The following is a 17982-nucleotide window of genomic DNA, read 5'->3' as shown; positions in this document are numbered from 1 at the left end:
CTAAGAAGGGGAATGGATATGATGGAGAATGCTTGGATGATCCCTCTGCTCCCGTTCATTTCATTCGTTCTGCTGCTTCTCTTCGGGAAGCGGATGAAAGAATGGAGTGCCTATATCGGTATTATGTGTACCCTTGTTTCCTTTATTTATTCACTAGTTGTTCTTTATGGGCGGCTGACAGGCCCTTCCTTCAAATTTGAAGGGACATGGCTGTCATTCGGGGATACACGCATAACGGCAGGGTTCGAAATTAATCAGTTGAATGCGTTAATGCTGGTCATCGTGTCTTTAGTCAGTTTATTGGTCCATACATATTCTAAAGGATATATGGAAGGGGACAGCCGGATTGCTGTATTTTATGCCTATCTAGGCTTGTTTACAAGCTCTATGCTGGGCCTGGTGATTAGCCCTAATCTGCTTCAGCTGTATATTTTTTGGGAGTTAGTCGGCCTCGGCTCATTCCTTTTGATTGGGTATTATTTTGAAAAGGAGGAGGCAAGGGCAGCCGCCAAGAAGGCATTCATTATGACCCGGATTGGCGATGTCGGGCTATTGATCGGGATGATTCTTTTGTTCTGGCAAACTGGCAGCTTCGAGTTCTCTGACATTTTTTCTGCGATTGATGCCGGAGTTGTCTCAACGGGGATGATTACACTGATAGCCCTGCTTATTTTTGCCGGAGCAATGGGGAAATCGGGTCAGTTCCCGCTCCACACATGGCTCCCTGATGCAATGGAAGGGCCTACGCCAGTATCGGCTTTGATCCATGCAGCTACAATGGTGGCTGCCGGCGTCTATTTGGTAGCCGCTATGTATCCTTTATTTGCAGCCAGCGAGGCAGCACTTCTGACCGTGGGAATCATCGGAGGTTTTACAGCGATATTTGCCGCTTCCATCGGTTTGGTACAGAAGGATATCAAACGGATATTGGCTTATTCGACCATCAGCCAGCTTGGCTATATGATGCTTGCTCTCGGTTCGGCTGGATATGTCGCCGCTGTTTTCCACCTGATGACGCATGCTTTTTTTAAGGCGTTGCTGTTTTTGGCAGCAGGAAGCGTCATCCATGCTGTGGCTACACAAAACATTTTCGGCATGGGCGGATTGTGGAAGAAATTGAAGGTAACCGGCCTATTTTTCCTGATAGGTACTTTGGCACTATCAGGCTTTCCTCTCCTATCCGGTTTTTTCAGCAAGGATGAAATACTGGCGTCTGTTTGGATAGAGGGCCATTATTTTTTATTCACACTTGCTTTACTGACGGTATTTTTAACGGCTTTATATATGTTCCGTCTCTTCTTTATCGTTTTTGGGGGTACAGACAAACAGCGAGAAATGCCTGTTCATGAATCGCCTGCCAATATGCTGGTCCCTATTGTGGTACTTGGACTATTGGCGATTGGAAGCGGCTATGTAAATACTCCTTGGTTTGGGACATTCCTGGGGGATTGGCTTACAGAGGATAATCCGGCACTGGCAGGAAGCCACGGAAGTGAACCGGTCTGGATCATGTTTGCTAGTGTTATTGTTTCATTGGCTGGAATAGCAGTTGCCTATGCCTTGTACGGAAAAGGAAAAAGGGTCCGCTATCCATCATCGGGGACAGGAACAACCGTATATACGATTTTGACAAATAAATATTTTGTGGATGAATTATATGCTGCTTCGGTCATTCCGGCTGTAAAGGGCATCAGCATTTTCCTGCAGGCCATCGAATGGTTCATTGTTGAAGGGGTGATGAAAGGGATTGTTGGCGTCATCCGCTCTGTATCCAGAGGAGGGTCTGCATTGCAGAATGGACAGGTGCAGATGTACGGTGCTGTTGTTGTGGTCGGCCTTGCAGTTCTTTTAGTCATATATGCTGCAACCGGGGGGTATATCGGATGAATGAAATCGCATTGCTTCTGCTTCTGGTATGCCCGTTGATTGGTATTTTCATCCTGCTCGTTCTTCCTGTGGGAGCTAAGAGCGGCATAAAAGGCGTTTCTTTCGCCTCAGCTTTTTTGCCTTTACTGTTGTTGCTTTATATGGCTTGGCAATATTATGTGGGAACCTCTTTCCAGTCATTTGGCTTATCGTGGAAATGGTTCCAGTTTGGAAATTTTGCAACCGTCGATTCAACGCTGTTCACTGTGCAATTTGAATTGGGAGTGGATGGATTGTCATTCGTCTTGCTTCTGTTGACATCGCTTGTTACGGTATTGGCGGCCATTGCCTCCTTCAAATGGATCAGTCAGGCGGGAAAAAGCTATTTTATCCTTTTCCTGCTGCTTGAATTGGGGATGCTAGGCGTCTTTGCCGCAGAGAACATGCTGCTTTTCTTCGTTTTTTTCGAAATGACGCTCGTTTCGCTGTTCTTTTTGGTCGGAAAATGGGGAGGAAGGATGAAAGAACAAGCAGCATTCCGATTCTTAATCTACAATGGCCTCGGCTCGGCTGTACTGTTGATTGTTATGATGGTCATCTTCGCTAAAACAGGGACAGACAATTTAGCCGCTTTGCAGCAAATACTTCCGCATGGTAATTCATCCACTATTGCCTATATGAGCAACCCGTTGAAGTACAGCTTGCTGCTCGCTCTTCTGCTGGCTTTTGGTGTGAAGCTGCCGATTGTGCCGCTTCATTCCTGGATGATTTCAGTTCATAGGGAAGCACCTATCCCTGTTGTGATGATCCATTCGGGAATTCTGTTGAAAATTGGGGCATACGGGTTGATCCGGTTTGGCTTGGGCTTGTTTCCGGAGCAATTTTCCCAAATGGCCAATGCCGTGTTGGCTATAGGCCTTGTGAATCTTTTGTACGGAGCTTTTCTGGCTCTTATACAAAAGGATGTTAGGAGTGTCCTCGCTTATTCATCCGTATCCCATATGGGAATCGTCTTGATCGGCTTGGGCGCACTGCAAGAAGCAGGGATGCAGGGCGCAGTGATACAAGTGGTGTCTCACGGTTTGATATCCGCTTTATTCTTCTTTCTTGCAGGTTGCCTGTATGAGCGCACATCCACCCTGCAATTCACAGAGCTGGGCGGTTTGGCAAAGCGAATGCCCCGTTTTTCTGGGTTTTTGCTCGCTGCTGGGATGGCTTCGCTTGGGTTGCCAGGCACATCTGGCTTTATCGGTGAATTTCTTTCCTTTCTCGGTTTCTTTCATGCCAATCCAATATGGGGGGCTATCGGGACATTGGCATTGATCTTGGCGGCTGTCTATGTATTAAGGGCTGTTATGGGCATTACATTCGGCCGTGAAAAATTCCGGCATGAGGGCTTGATGAAGGACTTGGGCGTTTCCGAATGGATTCCATCCGCTATTCTCATGGCGGCTATTGTTGGAATCGGCGTGTTCCCATCGCTTCTCCTGCATTATGCACAGCCGGCCATTACGATGATCATGACAGGATTAGGAGGATGATGAGTGATGGAACTTGAACATATACTTTCTTATCAATGGAGCGCGATGCTGCCTGAATTCATCATCCTGGGCGTAGCCACTCTTATTTGCTTAATCGATTTATGCATGCCCTCCCATTATAGCCGCCGCAGCCTAGGGTATATAGCGATAGCAGGAACAGTTATTTCTCTCTTGGCGTTGTTGCCTTATATGTCCGCTGATGTCATATCTATTTTGGACGATACCTTCAGGTTGGATTCTTTTTCTGTAGCCTTTAAGCTTATTTTGCTAGCCGGTTCGACTATGGTTCTTCTTCTGGCTGTAGGCTATACGCCGAAAGAGGGATTGAAGGGCGCGCGCGGTGAGTTCTATTATTTGTTCTTGATTGCGCTGCTTGGAAGTATGATGATGGCTTCGAGCGGCGATTTGGTCACCTTATTCATCGGGCTGGAAACATTGGCGATCTCCTCCTATATACTGGTCGGCATCCGCAGGCAGAATAGTTTAGGGAGCGAGGCAGCCATTAAGTATGTCATCACGGGCGGAATTTCGACTGCGATAACACTATTCGGAATGAGTTATTTGTATGGGCTGACTGGCACGACCAATCTGAAGGCGATGGGGAGTATATTATCCCAGGTAGCCGATGGGCAGCTGCAATATATATATGGCATTGCTTTTTTCATGATGTTTGTCGGTTTAAGCTTCAAGATTGCGGCAGCTCCTTTTCACATGTGGGCGCCTGATGTATACCAAGGGGCACCCACCCCGGTCACTGCGTTTTTGGGCATTATCAGTAAATGTGCAGGCTTTATCCTTCTTGTGAGGGTAATCATTACTTTGTTCCTAAACGCACCGGGCGACATGGAAGGGCTAATTGGATTCATGGACCACTATAAAGTGTATATCGGTTTTCTTGCAGGACTGACCATACTGGTTGGCAACCTGATAGCGCTGAAGCAGCATAACCTTAAAAGGCTCATGGCTTATTCCAGCATCGCCCATGCCGGCTATGTGCTGATTGCCATTGCATCCTTGGGCTATTTTACGACGAGCACGATTTGGTTTTACTTAGTGGCTTATTTATTCATGAGCCTCGGGGCTTTTGCGGTTATTCAATATGTGGGCGACCAAACCGGCAGTGAAGAATTATCCTCCTTTTCGGGCTTGTTCAAAAAGGTGCCGATCCTTGCTGTCCTGTTCGCGCTATTCGTTTTTTCGATGGCTGGCATTCCCGGTACAGCAGGCTTTATTGCGAAGCTGTCGATTTTGCTCGGCGCATTTGCTGTCGAGCCCGGCCATTATGTCCTTGCTGTCTTGCTTTTACTGGGGACGGTCATATCCTACGTGTACTATTTTGGTATTTTGAAGCATTTATTTTTCAGGCCGGCGGCAGACGGAGTTCGGATGGCTAAGGTATCTGTGCCAGTTGCCATTGTACTTGGTATAAGCGCAGCGGGCACTCTATTACTCGGTATATTCCCGGGGGCAGCCATGGATTTTCTGTTTTCCCATTTCGGTGATTTTGAAAATTTCCTGAAATAGGCTTTACAGAATCAGGTAAGTATGTTAATATAATTGAAAATTAAGAATATTTTAGTGCGGTGACGAAGAATAGTAGCTTTGGCGAATCCTTAAGAGAGCTGGTGGTTGGTGCGAATCAGCGGAGGGTTCATAGTGAATGGGCTTCAGAGCATCCGAGTTGAAATGCCATGAGGGCAGAATAGGCTTTGGCGGACTCCCCATCGTTATAAGGGGCAGGTATTGGCATGCGGATGTTTTACGCATAAGATACCGGTTGAGTGGCTGTTTACAGCCAATAAAGGTGGCACCACGGGTCTCTCGTCCTTTTTGGATGAGGGGCCTTTTTGTATGTATGAAGAAAAATAGTGGATCATTTAAATCGTTGATTGAGAGAAGTAGCCTGGGATAATGCCTTTCAGAGAGTCGGCGGAAGCTGCGAGCCGACAGTCATTACTGGGTGAATGGACTCAAGAGAGGCCTGTTGAATTACAGTATGCGGGCACGGTTTCCTCCGTTAGAGGGATAGGGTATACGAAAATGGCTATTTTCCGTACCTGAATGAGGTGAAAGAAACGGAGTGTTTCTTTAACAGAGGTGGCAACGCGGTCAACATCGTCCTCTGCAAGCAATTGTGCTTGTGGAGGATTTTTTTATGGGGAAAACGACCTATTCAAAAGTTGGGGTGAGGAAGATGAAAAAGTTGTTTGTGAAGCAAATAGAGGGAGATATGTTGACGCCGATCGGCATCTTTCAAAGTTTGAAAGGAAGGAAAAAATGCTTGCTGGAAAGTTCATTGAAGCATGAGCAGCATGGGCGGTTTTCCTTTATCGGCTGTAATCCACATATAGAACTGTTGTCGGATAGAGGAAACAACACAATCAGGCAGCCAGCTGGAGAGTCATGTAAGGAAGGCCTCTTTCTGGATGTGCTGAAGGAATATATAGAGAGGGAGGATATACAGGAAGGGAACCGCTTCCCTTTCATTGGCGGTGGTGTCGGATACATCGGCTATGATGTGATCCGGCAATACGAAGACATTGGCGGATGCTTGGCGGATGATGTGAATATGCCGGATGCCCATATGCTTTTTTACCAGGACATCATCGTTTATGACCATATCCGCCAACAGGTCTACATCGTTTCGTCCGGTGATGCTCAGGAAGAAGCCGAATTTAAGGAACGGGCGGCAGCAATAATGAAAGAGCTATCAGCGGGGATGCTGCAGGCGGAGGAAACAGCTGGCCATGGTAGGAAAATTAGTTTTCAGAGCCATCGCACTCAAGCGGAATTCACAGCAATTGTAGAGAAGGCGAAAGAAGCGATTTTCCGGGGAGATATCTTCCAAATCGTCTTATCGCTCCGTTTCTCCACAGAGTTTGGAGGAGATTCATTTTCTTTCTATCGCCGTTTGCGAAGGCATAATCCATCTCCGTATATGTTTTATATCGATTTTGAAGAATACCAGATAGTCGGGGCTTCTCCGGAAAGCCTTATTAAGGGATCAGCCGATACAGTCTTAACCAATCCGATTGCCGGCACAAGGAAAAGAGGATTGACGGAAGCGGAGGATACCGTATTGGAAGAAGAATTGCTGAAGGATGAGAAAGAACTGGCAGAGCATATGATGCTGGTCGATCTGGGAAGAAATGATCTGGGAAGAGTGTGTGAAATTGGTTCCGTTGAACTTGTAAAATATATGCTCGTTGAAAAGTATGCGCATGTCATGCATATCGTGTCGGAAGTGAAGGGGAAAAAGCGGCCCTCTATATTCAATGAGGATGTACTGGCATCCTGTTTGCCGGCAGGAACTGTATCGGGCGCCCCGAAAATCCGGGCTATGAATCTGATTAACCAATTAGAAACGGAGAAAAGGAACGTATACGCCGGTGCGGTCGGCTATTTTTCACATAATGGCGATTTCGATTTTGCGCTGGCCATCCGGACGATGGTCGTCAAGGAAGGAAAGGCTTATATCCAGGCAGGAGCCGGAATCGTCCATGACTCAGATCCGCAGGCCGAGTATGAAGAAGTGCTGAATAAGGCTAAAGCGCTCATGGAGGTGGAGCTATGATTCTGTTGATCGATAACTATGATTCCTTTACGTATAACCTCTACCAGCAACTGGGCGGATATATTCCCTCTATTGAAGTAAGGAGAAATGACCGCATTAATTTGGATGAAATCAGCCTCATGCAACCGGAGGCACTCGTTCTGTCTCCGGGACCAGGGAGGCCGGAGGAGGCCGGCGTTTGTATGGAGGCAGTACAGCAATTCAGCGGAACCATACCGATGTTGGGCATTTGTTTAGGGCATCAAGTGATAGCATCCGCTTTTGGAGGGAGTGTTATTGCGGCCAAAAGAATCATGCATGGAAAGCGATCGATCATCAGCCATACGGAGAGAGGGATTTTTTCCGGCCTGCCTGAAGCATTAGAGGTGATGAGATACCATTCACTGGCTGTTTCATCCGAACATTTGCCTGAATGCCTGCAGGTGGATGCCATTGCTGGCGATGGCGAGCTGATGGCGCTGAGCCATAGGAATCATGCCACATACGGCCTGCAATTTCATCCGGAATCAATCGGAACAAGTGAGGGAGATGCCTGCATCAGGAATTTCCTGGAGGCTGCCAAAATCGGCCGGTCCATTCCTTCATAGTGTAATGAATGGTTGTTTTTAGCATGGGTGGTATAAAGTGCTTCATACCGTCTGGTGCTATTCATAAAACAGGAGGGGAACAGAGTGAAACAATTTTTGCATATGTTGACCAATAAACAATCGCTGACCCATGAAGAAATGAAGCAAGTCGCTTCAAATTTGTTTAAGAAAGAGATTTCGGACAGTGAAATCGCCGGCCTTTTAATCGCTTTGAAATCCAAAGGGGAAAATGTGGAGGAAATAACCGGGCTGGTGGAAGCCTTGCGGGAAAAGGCCCTTCCCTTCCACACAGTGATTGCTGGGGTGATGGATAATTGTGGAACCGGAGGGGACGGCTCGCATAGCTTCAATATCAGTACAACGTCATCCTTTGTCATTGCCGGAGCAGGCATCAAGGTAGCGAAACATGGAAACAGGAGCGTGAGCAGCAAGACGGGGAGTGCGGATGTGCTGGAGAAATTGGGTGTGAATATATCACAGCCTCCCGAGGCCGTCATTGATCTGTTGCATGAAGTGGGCATCGCCTTTTTATTTGCACCATATGTCCATCCTAATCTGAAACGGATTATGAAAGTTCGGCAGGATTTAAAGATTCCGACCATCTTTAATTTAATCGGGCCTTTGACTAATCCGGTCTCGCTGGATTTTCAACTTCTTGGCCTCTATGAACGGAAGTATGTCGGTTTATTTGCCGAAGTGCTCCAGCAATTGGGAAGAAAGCGTGCGGTTGTTGTGAATGGAGCAGGTTTTATGGATGAAGCATCACTGGCAGGCGAAAATGTCCTTGCGGTTTTGGAGAACGGCAGCATTCACCATTTTACATTCACACCTGAAGAGGCCGGATTGGGGACATTCGGAAACGACATGATTAAAGGAGGAGATGCCCAAGAAAATGCCACCATTCTGATAGACGTATTGCGGGGCAAGAAGGGTGCTTATCGTGATACAGTGCTGTTGAATGCTGGTTTGGGCATTTATGCCGGAGGCCGGGCTTCGACAATTGCAGAAGGCATCCGTTTGGCCAAAGAAAGTATAGATAGCGGCAAAGCCTATTCTATCCTTCAGAGTTTGATAGAAAAGAGCAGGGAAAGGAAGGTCGTTCTGTAATGAGCATACTGAAAGATATTTTAAAAGAGAAAGAAAGTTTCATCCAATTGCTGAAGGCTGAAGAAATAAGCCCTTCTACAAGAAAGCCGGTTTCCTTAAGGCAATCCTTGAAGGCTAAAAGCCCAATCGGGATTATTGCGGAATTGAAGCGCCATTCTCCTTCTAAAGGCCATTTGAATGATCAGGTAAATCCGGCTGCCCAGGCAAAAGTATATGAGCAATCAGGGGCTGCAGCCATATCGGTGCTGACGGATGAACCGTTCTTCAAGGGGAGTTTTACAGATTTGGAAGAAGTCAGAAAAGCTGTAGAGCTGCCAATCCTCTGCAAGGATTTCATCATAGATCCCGTACAGATCCACAAAGCTAGGTCTGCAGGAGCCGATGCCATTCTCTTAATCGTGGCTGCTTTGCCGCCGGAAAAGCTCTGCAGCCTTTATGAAGAAGCCAGATTGCTCGGGCTTGAAGTGCTTGTGGAAGTCCATGATGAAGTGGAAATGAAAGCAGCCTTGGATGTGGGGGCAGATTTGATCGGCATCAATAATCGCAATCTGGCAACCTTTGAAGTGACATTGGAAACCACTGTCCGCTGTATTCCGAGTGAACATCCGGACGATGTCCTGTTTATCTCGGAAAGTGGCATGAGAACAAGAGAAGATGTGGAAAAAGTGCAATTAGCAGGTGCTGCCGGAATCCTTGTCGGTGAAACATTAATGAAATCCGCCAACATACCTGCAACGATGTTTGATCTATCTCTTCACGGCGAAAATAGGCCAGTACGATGAAGGTGAAAATCTGCGGAATCCAGCATCTTATGCATGCGGAAGCAGCTGTGCAGGCAGGTGCGGATGCTCTAGGCTTTGTATTCGCATCCAGTAAGAGGCAGATCAGTATGGAAAAAGCAAAAGAACTGATAGCAGTACTTCCCGGACACGTGGAGAAAGTCGGCGTTTTTGTGAATGAAAGCAAGGAAGCGATGGAGAAAACCGCTGACTATTGCGGATTGACCATGCTCCAGCTGCATGGGGATGAAAGCGATGGGCTTTGCCGGTCCCTTTCATTGCCTGTCATAAAAGCAATTGGAATGGATAGGGAGGAAGATGTGACAACGGCGCTTACATACAGCTCCCCTTTTATATTGGCGGATAGCCCAAAAGGCACTTATTACGGAGGGAATGGAAGGACATTCGATTGGACATTGGCCTCCAGATTGTGCGCAACGGGGCAAAAGGTCATTCTGGCTGGAGGGCTGACAGCGGTGAACGTAAGAGAGGCTATTTCAGCGGTAAAGCCGTATATGGTCGATGTATCAAGCGGTGTGGAGACAGATGGAAGGAAGGATGTTCAAAAAATAAAAGCATTCATCAACTATGCAAAAGGAGCGAACAGTTAATGGGAACTTATTCTTTACCAAGCAAAGAAGGGCGTTACGGCATTTATGGAGGACGCTTTATACCGGAAACCCTGATGGAAGCTGTTTTTCAATTAGAGGCTGAATATAGGAAGGCTCTAGAGGATCCCTCCTTTTTGGAGGAGCTGGATTACTATTTAAAGGAATATGTAGGAAGGGAAACGCCTTTATATTATGCGGAGCGGTTAACCCGCCATGGGGGAGGGGCCCGAATCTATTTGAAGCGTGAAGACTTGAACCATACAGGAGCCCATAAAATCAATAATACAATTGGGCAAGCGCTGCTGACGAAACGAATGGGAAAGACGAAGGTGATTGCTGAAACAGGAGCCGGCCAGCATGGAGTAGCGACAGCAACGGTTGCTGCTTTGTTGGATCTGGAATGCATCGTATTCATGGGAGCGGAGGATATCAAGCGGCAGAAGCTCAATGTTTTTCGGATGGAGATGCTTGGCGCCACTGTCATCTCGGTTGAGCAAGGCAGCTCTACCTTGAAGGATGCAACGAATGAAGCGCTTCGCTATTGGACAGCACATGTGGATGATACCCATTATTTGATTGGTTCTGTATTAGGGCCCCATCCTTTTCCGCAAATAGTCCGTGATTTTCAAAGTGTAATCGGAAAGGAAACGAAGGTGCAATTTAGAGAAAAGGCCGGCCGGCTTCCTGACGCTATCGTTGCTTGTATCGGGGGCGGCTCGAATGCGATGGGGATGTTTTATCCATTTCTGGAGGATGAAGAGGTTGCGCTCATTGGGGTGGAAGCAGCCGGAAAAGGACTGGATACACCTTTCCATGCCGCTTCTTTAACGAAAGGAAAGACGGGTGTACTTCATGGGGCTAAGATGTATTTACTCCAGGATGAGGAGGGGCAAGTGATCGAAGCGCATAGTGTATCGGCCGGTCTTGATTACCCGGGAGTAGGTCCGGAGCATAGTTTTTTGAAGGATGATGGCAGGGTCCAATATACATCTGTTACAGACGATGAAGCGCTGGAATCATTGCAATTGCTTTGCCGCACCGAGGGAATCATCCCGGCGCTCGAGAGTGCCCACGCCGTCGCACATGGACTGAAGCTCGCCGGAATGATGAAACCAGAAGAGAGTGTAGTGGTTTGTTTGTCCGGAAGGGGCGACAAAGACGTGGAAGCGGTAAAACAGTATCTTGGAGGTGGGAAAGAATGAGTATGATTAAGGAAGCAATCCGGCAAGTTATTTCTTCCGGGGGGAAATGCTTTGTTCCTTATATAATGGCTGGGGATGGAGGCTTGCATCAACTCATTCCGACATTAGAAAAAATGCAGGCGGCTGGGGCGACTATGATTGAAATCGGCATTCCTTTTTCAGATCCTGCAGCGGATGGTCCGGTCATACAGGAAGCAGGAATGAGAGCGCTGAGGGAAGGGACGTCCTTAAAGGGAATATTCGGCGTGTTGAAGAATGTGAGGGAGACGGTTTCGATTCCATTGCTATTTATGACATACCTGAATCCGATTATAGCGTTTGGCGTGGAAGCTTTTGCGAAGGAATGCTCCTCTTTGGGAATAGACGGTTGCATCATTCCTGACCTTCCATTGGAAGAAGAGCATGAAATCAAGCCGTATTTGCAGCCGTACCAAATTGATTTAATCCGGCTGGCGTCCATTATGAGCCCTGAGCAGCGTTTGAAACAATTGGCGGAAGGGGCAGAAGGATTTCTGTATGCGGTAACCGTTAGAGGTGTCACAGGGGCGAGATCACAGCTAGAAGAACATTCGACGGACTATATCCGGAAACTGAAGGCAATCAGCAAAATCCCTGTGTTGGCCGGATTTGGCATTTCTGGGCCGAAGCAAGTAAGGGAGATGGGGGAAGTATGCGATGGGGTAATAGTGGGAAGCCAAATGATCCGCTATTTGCAAGCAGGGGAAGACGGAAAAATCAGCGATCTTATACAAGCGGCTGCCGATTATACGATTCATCCAAAATGAAAAAAAGAGAGTTTTGCTTCATAGGCAGAACTCTTTTTTTGATTGACATATAGGATGAAAATCAGAGAATGCGCTTACTTTTTGTTTTTTCTCCCTTTTTTAAAAAAACAAAAAGTATTTTGTTTACTAGCGGTCCAATTCTTTATATAATATATAGGTTGGTATTTGGAAATTATTGCAATGTTTGAACGCCTTAGTGAATTTCTTCTTCTGTTAAGTGCCATATATGGTAAAATGGAAGGTGGAGTTCGAAAAAGGAGGAAGCCGGCATGTTTGCAAATTTAGGACAACAAGCGATGCTTGGTATTATCTCGCATCTTTTTTTCATTGCGATCACTTGGTGGGCTCTCCAGGCGTTACATTTTGAAAAATTGCTTCGTGGCAATAGAGTCGTTCAAGCAAGAGTGCTGTTTATCTTATTGACGATTGCCATTGGAACTTTGGTAAGTACATTCTTCCTGGATTATTTATCATGGTCCAGACAATTGCCTTTTCTATTTCGATAATCAGCAGCAAGGTCGGATGTATAACCACGTATCTTTGGTATTGTGCTTTTTTTAACATATCAATCTCCCAGATTAGTAGAATCATAAGGTATAATTGCTCCCTTTTACGGCAAAACTGTTTAACAGTTCTGTGCGGGGAGGATAAAGGATGAAGAAAATTTTCTTGTATGCAGCCTTATTGGGTTTGATAATTGGTAGCGTTGGGAATATAACGACTGAAGCTATGGGCGGTAAGTCTGATCTAGATCAGATTTATAGCATATTGAAAGATAAAAAAGACGCAAAAGTAGAGGGATGGTCGCTTACAGCTAGAGAGTTATTGGTCTCTATCTCCGATGAAAATGAATTTAATGAGCAAATTAACCAAATGAAAAGAACATTTCCTGATTTCAAGTGGAATATCATGAAACAGTCTACTAAACTGGTTGCCGTAGGAATGAAGTCGGACAGTCGCTATACGGAGACTGTAACGGTTGCTTCTGCGCACAATCGCACAGAGGAATCATATATTACATATGAAATGCAAGGAACAGTTGTATGGCCGGGTTGGGAGAAAGATGTCAACGAGCGCGTACAAAGCAGGAAGAAAGTTTTATTCAAGCGAAATACCACAATTTTCACTTGTATCAAGGGTAGCATCAATGATACTATTGATGAGGTTTTAACTTCTAGGATAAATGCCTGGATGAAAGATTTCAAGGCAAACGAAATAGAAAGCTTGAAAGAGCATCATTTTATTTCCGTCACTGCGAAATCATCACTATTCAAGCAAACATATGTCAGTAAACAATACAACTTACAATTAGCCATGAGATCTGATGGATTGGGCGCAAGTACTTCTTTTGTAATTGGCACACCCATCATAACATTTGAATATTAATATAGAGAAATTGGACGCGGAGGGGAATACTTTTGGAAAAGATCATCGTCCGCGGCGGAAACAGACTGACTGGAGCTGTCAAGATTGAAGGAGCTAAAAACTCCGTACTGCCTGTTATCGCTGCAACATTATTAGCAAGCAATGGTAAATGCGTTATTAAAGACGTGCCTACTCTCTCCGATGTATTTACGATTAATGAAGTATTACGCAACTTGAATGCTGATGTAGCATTTGACAATAATATGATCACTGTAGATGCATCAAGAGAGCTATTTGTAGAAGCACCGTTTGAATATGTACGAAAAATGCGCGCATCTGTTTTGGTTATGGGCTCACTTTTGGCTCGTAACGGAAAAGCCCGTGTAGCATTGCCCGGCGGCTGTGCAATTGGCTCCCGTCCGTTGGATCAGCACTTGAAAGGCTTTGAAGCAATGGGCGCTAAAGTGAAAGTCGGGAACGGCTTTATTGAAGCGGAAGCAGACGGAAAATTACATGGCGCTAAAATTTACTTGGATTTCCCAAGTGTTGGCGCAACTGAAAACATTATGATGGCAGCAACTCTTGCTGAAGGGACAACTACGCTTGAAAACGCTGCTAAAGAACCGGAAATCGTTGATTTGGCAAACCTTTTGAACAAGATGGGCGCTAAAGTAAGAGGTGCGGGAACGGCAACTATCCGCATTGAAGGCGTTGAATCATTATCAGGAACTACTCATGCCATCATCCCTGACCGTATTGAAGCAGGTACCTTCATGGTCGCTGCAGCCATTACAGAAGGCGATGTATTGGTTAGAGGCGCAGTAGCTGAGCACTTAACTTCCCTGATTGCCAAAATGCAGGAAATGGGCGTTGATATTACGGAAGAAGAAGACGGTTTACGCGTTAAAGGACCAAAACATTTAAAAGCTGTCGATATTAAGACTATGCCGCATCCTGGCTTTCCTACAGATATGCAATCGCAAATGATGGCATTGCTGCTGAAAGCTGAAGGAACAGGCATGATTACTGAAACAGTTTTCGAAAACCGTTTTATGCATGTGGAAGAATTCCGCCGCATGAATGCGGAGATTAAAATCGAAGGACGCTCTACAATTATCAATGGACCTTCTGATCTTCAAGGTGCTGAAGTGGCTGCAACAGATTTGCGTGCAGCTGCGGCATTAATCCTGACAGGACTTGTAGCAGAAGGTGTTACGCGCGTAACTGAGCTTAAACATTTGGATCGCGGATATGTAAATTTCCACGGTAAATTAGCGGCTCTTGGCGCCGATATCGAGCGTATCAACGAAGATATGAATTCAGGAAGCATGGTAGCTGAAATCAAGGCATAATACTGAATATAGAAAAAACCGGATGGGTGATCCATCCGGTTTTTTTGTATGATTCAAGATTATTTTGTGACTGCTCCGGTAGCGATAAGACGATATTTTTCATCATCCATCCATCTCCTCAAGCTTTTAAGCTGTGCCACTGAACAGGTGGCGTTCCCAGCCTTACAAATCTAGCAGAGTTCCATAGCGCTATTTTTCCCTTACCGAAAAAGGACATAAAAAAGTCCCGGCTGCCATACTATTGTATAGTGAGACAGATTAAGAGGGAGGCCGATAAGTTGAAATCTATTAAACCAATTGCCGTGCTAACGATGATTGTAGCGCTTATAACTGTACTAATACCTGCAGTCATGGTGCTTCCGTTCTACAAGGACAATCAGGAAAAAGGCATTTTGGGAGAAAGATCGCCCAGCCAAAAGAAAACGGGGGAGGTACAAATCTCCGAACTGGATGATTCCAATATAAAGGTGAAGGTATGGCGGAAGTCAACGGATAAAGTGGTGGAGCTGCCGCTTGAAAAATATGTAGCGGGAGTTGTAGCTGCTGAAATGCCTGCAAAGTTTGAATTGGAGGCTCTCAAAGCACAGGCTCTCACAGCGCGTACCTATATTATGAATAAAAAAGTAAAGGGTGCAGCTGCTTCATTGAAAGGTGCCGATGTTACGGACACGATCAGCGATCAGGTATATAAAAGCAATGATGAGCTGAGAAAAAGCTGGATGGATAAATATGATGCGAACATAAAGAAGGTTGCTAAAGCAGTCCTTGCGACAAAAGGGGAAATCATAACGTATGAACAACAGCCAATCACCGCATTCTTTTTTTCAACAAGCAACGGTTACACGGAAAATGCCGAGGCCTATTGGAAAAATGCTACCCCTTATTTAAAAAGTGTTGCAAGCCCTTGGGATAAAGAATCTCCCAAGTTCGCCAGTACGAAAGTAATGACAGCAGCGGAATTTGAGAAGAAACTGGGCATTAAAATGAAGAATGGGGCCGATATGGGAAATATTATCGGCAGGACGCCAGGGAAGCGGGTTGCATCTGTTGACTTCGGCGGAAAGGTCCTAAGCGGCAAAACAATCAGGGAGCGATTGGATCTCCGTTCAACTGATTTTACATGGAAGCGGAAGGGAAGTAATATCATCATTTCTACAAAAGGATACGGGCACGGTGTAGGGATGAGCCAATATGGCGCAGACGGCATGGCCAAAGAAGGGAAAAGCTACAAGGATATCGTCCATTATTACTATAAAGGAATCCAAATTGCTTCTGCAGATTCCCTGATGAATCCGAATGTCGCTCAAAAATGAAAAATGAAAAAGCACCGGCTCTTGAAGAGCGGTGCTTTTTTTATGGGCGCTGCATGTAGCGTTCCAGTTTATTGAGTACACTTTTTTCTCTTTTGACATAATGATAGTGTACGTGTGCCCAAACGGCAATGACGCCGATCCAATCTTTCACCACATCAATGAGGGTCGCAGACCGGTATGGGTAGAATGACTGATGGTATTCATCAAGCACTCCGTAAGCCATGGCGATAACTGCCGCAATAAGGCTGGATTTCTTAGTCAGCTTTCCGCTCGAAGCAAGAGCAACCGCAAACAAACCGTAGAGTATAGCAAATTCAATCAGGTGCATGCTTTCCTTCCAGAAGCGGTCCCACTTGGAATCGGGCAACTCTACTAAAGCATCGCTCGGGATGCTGGAGAGTATCCATATGACAATCATATAGATGATAGGAAGCGCCCAAAGAAGATAGTGCAATGTCTTTTTCATAGCTTTTCAAACACAGCCTTCCAGATATAATGACAGTCTCTTTCTATGAAACAAGCTGTATGTCCGTGGAAAAAGAGATCACTTCATATTGTAGCATGAACGGTGAAAATAAAAATTTTTAAAGGAAATGTATATATTTAGAAAAATCTGTTCAAAATGGTTGCTGAGGTGATAAACATGAGAGAGGAAGAAAAGAAACGAACTTCTCAAAAATCAGGAATGAGACGTTTTCTTTCAAAGCGTTGGGCATTACCAGCCATTTATCTAGCAACAGCAGCCATTCTACTAACAGCAGTTCTTTGGTTTCAAAATAACAAGGAAGATTCAGCAACTCCTGGCGATATCGCTAAAAATGGCATAGAGCAAACTTCCCCAGGGAAAGAGCAAGAAGCGATCGAGGTAAACAGTAAGCTTGAAAACTTCGGAATGCCGGTTTCCAACCAGGAAAACGTTGTAGTGAAAAAAGAGTTTTACGACAATAAGGCAAGCAAAGAAGAACAAGAAAGCGCACTTTTATATTATGACAACAAATACATCATGAACAAAGGAATCGACATTGCCATGAAAAATGGCAAATCATTCGATGTTACGGCAGCCGTCAGCGGTAAAGTAGTCAGTGTGAAAGATGATTCTTTATTAGGAAATGTCATTGAAATCGATCACGGAAAAGGCATCACTACTTCTTATCAATCAGTGACTGATATCGCTGTAGAAGAAGGCGATGTTGTCACAAAAGGACAAGTCATCGCTAAAGCTGGACAAAGCCTGTTGAATGAAGAAGCGGGAGTCCATGTACATTTTGAAATCCGCAAAGATGCAGTGGCTGTCAATCCTAACGATTACTTCCAAAAGCCGGTATCAGCATTGATGGAAAGCAAAAGTGTAGATACAGACCAAGCAAAAGACAGCACTTCAACGGATGACTCCAAGTCTAAGGAAGATCAGAAATCAGAAAAATCTACAGAGGATTCATCTTCTGAACAAGACAATAATGCAGACAATCAAAATATGGATAGTCAAAACTAAAAAACCATTAATGCATTCCTACTGCGCAAACAAATGATAAAAAGATTGTCCCCCCATGGGCAATCTTTTTTTGCTGTCCGGATATTGTTGGTTTGGAATGACTGCTTTAAACCAAGTCTCCTCAAAGGCAAAGCCCAGCCTTTGTCAGATTCTCGTCTTAAGCTGGTCGGGGCTGAACAGGCGCCTTCCGCTTTTGTTTTTTCGACGTTTCTTTCTTTTTTTGGTCAATTTCTTGGGAAATAGGACACTATTGGACGGGGAATTGTTGAGGTTTGCTGGAAAAAGGCTGGTTTCGACAAGATGGGCATTAGGCGTTGGCAGCCGGCTGTCCACTGGACATTGCGAAGGGACGATGAGTGCCCGTTCGAGAAAAAAACAGCTGAACACTTGTCCTTCTTCCGCGTTTTG

16 protein-coding genes and 2 other annotated features are annotated in these 17982 nt (G+C 45.5%); of the genes, 15 read left to right on the top strand and 1 reads right to left on the bottom strand.

The features are described from left to right. The first annotated feature begins 18 nt into the window (after positions 1-18). The 14 genes from nuoL (at position 19) to spoIID (ending at position 16082) form a co-directional block, all read left to right on the top strand. Positions 19-1887, top strand: coding sequence for an NADH-quinone oxidoreductase subunit L (gene nuoL / locus ABC357_RS19120; protein ID WP_412889195.1), 1869 nt, complete (start codon positions 19-21; stop codon positions 1885-1887). Then, entirely contained in the window at positions 1884-3407 is a 1524-nt protein-coding gene (locus ABC357_RS19115) for a complex I subunit 4 family protein (RefSeq protein ID WP_412889194.1), read from the top strand. Before nuoL ends, ABC357_RS19115 begins: the two co-directional genes overlap by 4 nt. 6 nt (positions 3408-3413) lie before the next feature. Then, positions 3414-4931 carry an NADH-quinone oxidoreductase subunit NuoN gene (nuoN, locus tag ABC357_RS19110; protein ID WP_412890074.1) on the top strand — a complete coding sequence of 506 codons (1518 nt, stop codon included), beginning with the start codon at positions 3414-3416 and terminating at the stop codon, positions 4929-4931. Between the two features lie 50 nt (positions 4932-4981). Next, positions 4982-5239: a binding site (T-box leader), on the top strand. 44 nt (positions 5240-5283) lie between these two features. Continuing rightward, positions 5284-5533: a binding site (T-box leader), on the top strand. A 29-nt stretch (positions 5534-5562) separates the two neighbouring features. Then, positions 5563-6981 carry an anthranilate synthase component I gene (gene trpE, locus ABC357_RS19105; RefSeq protein WP_412889193.1) on the top strand — a complete coding sequence of 473 codons (1419 nt, stop codon included), beginning with the start codon at positions 5563-5565 and terminating at the stop codon, positions 6979-6981. Beyond that, a complete protein-coding gene (locus ABC357_RS19100; protein WP_412889192.1) occupies positions 6978-7568 on the top strand; it encodes an anthranilate synthase component II in 591 nt (196 codons plus the stop codon). Before trpE ends, ABC357_RS19100 begins: the two co-directional genes overlap by 4 nt. Before the next feature lie 84 nt (positions 7569-7652). Then, the gene (trpD, locus tag ABC357_RS19095; RefSeq protein ID WP_412889191.1) at positions 7653-8675 is read left to right on the top strand and encodes an anthranilate phosphoribosyltransferase; all 1023 of its coding nucleotides are present in this window, start codon (positions 7653-7655) and stop codon (positions 8673-8675) included. Next, the gene (trpC, locus tag ABC357_RS19090) at positions 8675-9457 is read left to right on the top strand and encodes an indole-3-glycerol phosphate synthase TrpC (RefSeq protein ID WP_412889190.1); all 783 of its coding nucleotides are present in this window, start codon (positions 8675-8677) and stop codon (positions 9455-9457) included. The genes trpD and trpC overlap by 1 nt, the downstream gene beginning before the upstream one ends. Then, positions 9454-10065: a phosphoribosylanthranilate isomerase gene (locus ABC357_RS19085; protein ID WP_412889189.1), complete on the top strand. Its 612-nt coding sequence runs from the start codon at positions 9454-9456 to the stop codon at positions 10063-10065. The genes trpC and ABC357_RS19085 overlap by 4 nt, the downstream gene beginning before the upstream one ends. After that, complete coding sequence (gene trpB, locus ABC357_RS19080; RefSeq protein ID WP_412889188.1) at positions 10065-11267, top strand: tryptophan synthase subunit beta; 1203 nt, start codon at positions 10065-10067, stop codon at positions 11265-11267. The genes ABC357_RS19085 and trpB overlap by 1 nt, the downstream gene beginning before the upstream one ends. Next, entirely contained in the window at positions 11264-12052 is a 789-nt protein-coding gene (gene trpA, locus ABC357_RS19075; protein ID WP_412889187.1) for a tryptophan synthase subunit alpha, read from the top strand. The genes trpB and trpA overlap by 4 nt, the downstream gene beginning before the upstream one ends. 269 nt (positions 12053-12321) lie before the next feature. Further along, entirely contained in the window at positions 12322-12558 is a 237-nt protein-coding gene (locus tag ABC357_RS19070; protein WP_412889186.1) for a DUF1146 family protein, read from the top strand. A 148-nt stretch (positions 12559-12706) separates the two neighbouring features. Further along, positions 12707-13438 carry a YwmB family TATA-box binding protein gene (locus tag ABC357_RS19065; protein WP_412889185.1) on the top strand — a complete coding sequence of 244 codons (732 nt, stop codon included), beginning with the start codon at positions 12707-12709 and terminating at the stop codon, positions 13436-13438. 32 nt (positions 13439-13470) lie between these two features. After that, positions 13471-14769 (top strand): UDP-N-acetylglucosamine 1-carboxyvinyltransferase, encoded by a 1299-nt coding sequence (murA, locus tag ABC357_RS19060; RefSeq protein WP_412889184.1) that lies wholly within the window; start codon positions 13471-13473, stop codon positions 14767-14769. Positions 14770-15047: 278 nt separating this feature from the next. Further along, a complete protein-coding gene (spoIID, locus tag ABC357_RS19055) occupies positions 15048-16082 on the top strand; it encodes a stage II sporulation protein D (protein WP_412889183.1) in 1035 nt (344 codons plus the stop codon). 40 nt (positions 16083-16122) lie between these two features. On the opposite strand, the gene ABC357_RS19050 is transcribed toward spoIID, so the two are convergent. Next, positions 16123-16548: a VanZ family protein gene (locus ABC357_RS19050; RefSeq protein ID WP_412889182.1), complete on the bottom strand. Its 426-nt coding sequence runs from the start codon at positions 16546-16548 to the stop codon at positions 16123-16125. Between the two features lie 177 nt (positions 16549-16725). Here ABC357_RS19050 and spoIIQ point away from each other — a divergent pair, with 177 nt between their 5' ends. Further along, a complete protein-coding gene (gene spoIIQ, locus ABC357_RS19045) occupies positions 16726-17574 on the top strand; it encodes a stage II sporulation protein SpoIIQ (protein WP_412889181.1) in 849 nt (282 codons plus the stop codon). Positions 17575-17982 lie beyond the last annotated feature (408 nt).

It is taken from the genome of Bacillus kalamii (assembly GCF_047238185.1).
GTDB lineage: Bacteria > Bacillota > Bacilli > Bacillales > DSM-1321 > Bacillus_AD.
The sequence above is the reverse complement of the archived record's forward strand: the minus strand, read 5'-3'. Positions and strand labels throughout refer to the sequence as shown.

Excerpts from the sequence above, each read along its gene's own strand:
- spoIIQ (WP_412889181.1), top strand. The coding sequence starts at position 16,726 with ATGAGAGAGGAAGAAAAGAAACGAACTTCTCAAAAATCAGGAATGAGA.
- ABC357_RS19070 (WP_412889186.1), top strand. The coding sequence starts at position 12,322 with ATGTTTGCAAATTTAGGACAACAAGCGATGCTTGGTATTATCTCGCAT.
- ABC357_RS19085 (WP_412889189.1), top strand. The coding sequence starts at position 9,454 with ATGAAGGTGAAAATCTGCGGAATCCAGCATCTTATGCATGCGGAAGCA.
- trpC (WP_412889190.1), top strand. The coding sequence starts at position 8,675 with ATGAGCATACTGAAAGATATTTTAAAAGAGAAAGAAAGTTTCATCCAA.
- ABC357_RS19100 (WP_412889192.1), top strand. The coding sequence starts at position 6,978 with ATGATTCTGTTGATCGATAACTATGATTCCTTTACGTATAACCTCTAC.
- trpE (WP_412889193.1), top strand. The coding sequence starts at position 5,563 with ATGGGGAAAACGACCTATTCAAAAGTTGGGGTGAGGAAGATGAAAAAG.
- nuoL (WP_412889195.1), top strand. The coding sequence starts at position 19 with ATGATGGAGAATGCTTGGATGATCCCTCTGCTCCCGTTCATTTCATTC.
- ABC357_RS19050 (WP_412889182.1), bottom strand. The coding sequence starts at position 16,548 with ATGAAAAAGACATTGCACTATCTTCTTTGGGCGCTTCCTATCATCTAT.
- ABC357_RS19115 (WP_412889194.1), top strand. The coding sequence starts at position 1,884 with ATGAATGAAATCGCATTGCTTCTGCTTCTGGTATGCCCGTTGATTGGT.
- nuoN (WP_412890074.1), top strand. The coding sequence starts at position 3,414 with ATGGAACTTGAACATATACTTTCTTATCAATGGAGCGCGATGCTGCCT.
- trpA (WP_412889187.1), top strand. The coding sequence starts at position 11,264 with ATGAGTATGATTAAGGAAGCAATCCGGCAAGTTATTTCTTCCGGGGGG.
- ABC357_RS19065 (WP_412889185.1), top strand. The coding sequence starts at position 12,707 with ATGAAGAAAATTTTCTTGTATGCAGCCTTATTGGGTTTGATAATTGGT.
- trpB (WP_412889188.1), top strand. The coding sequence starts at position 10,065 with ATGGGAACTTATTCTTTACCAAGCAAAGAAGGGCGTTACGGCATTTAT.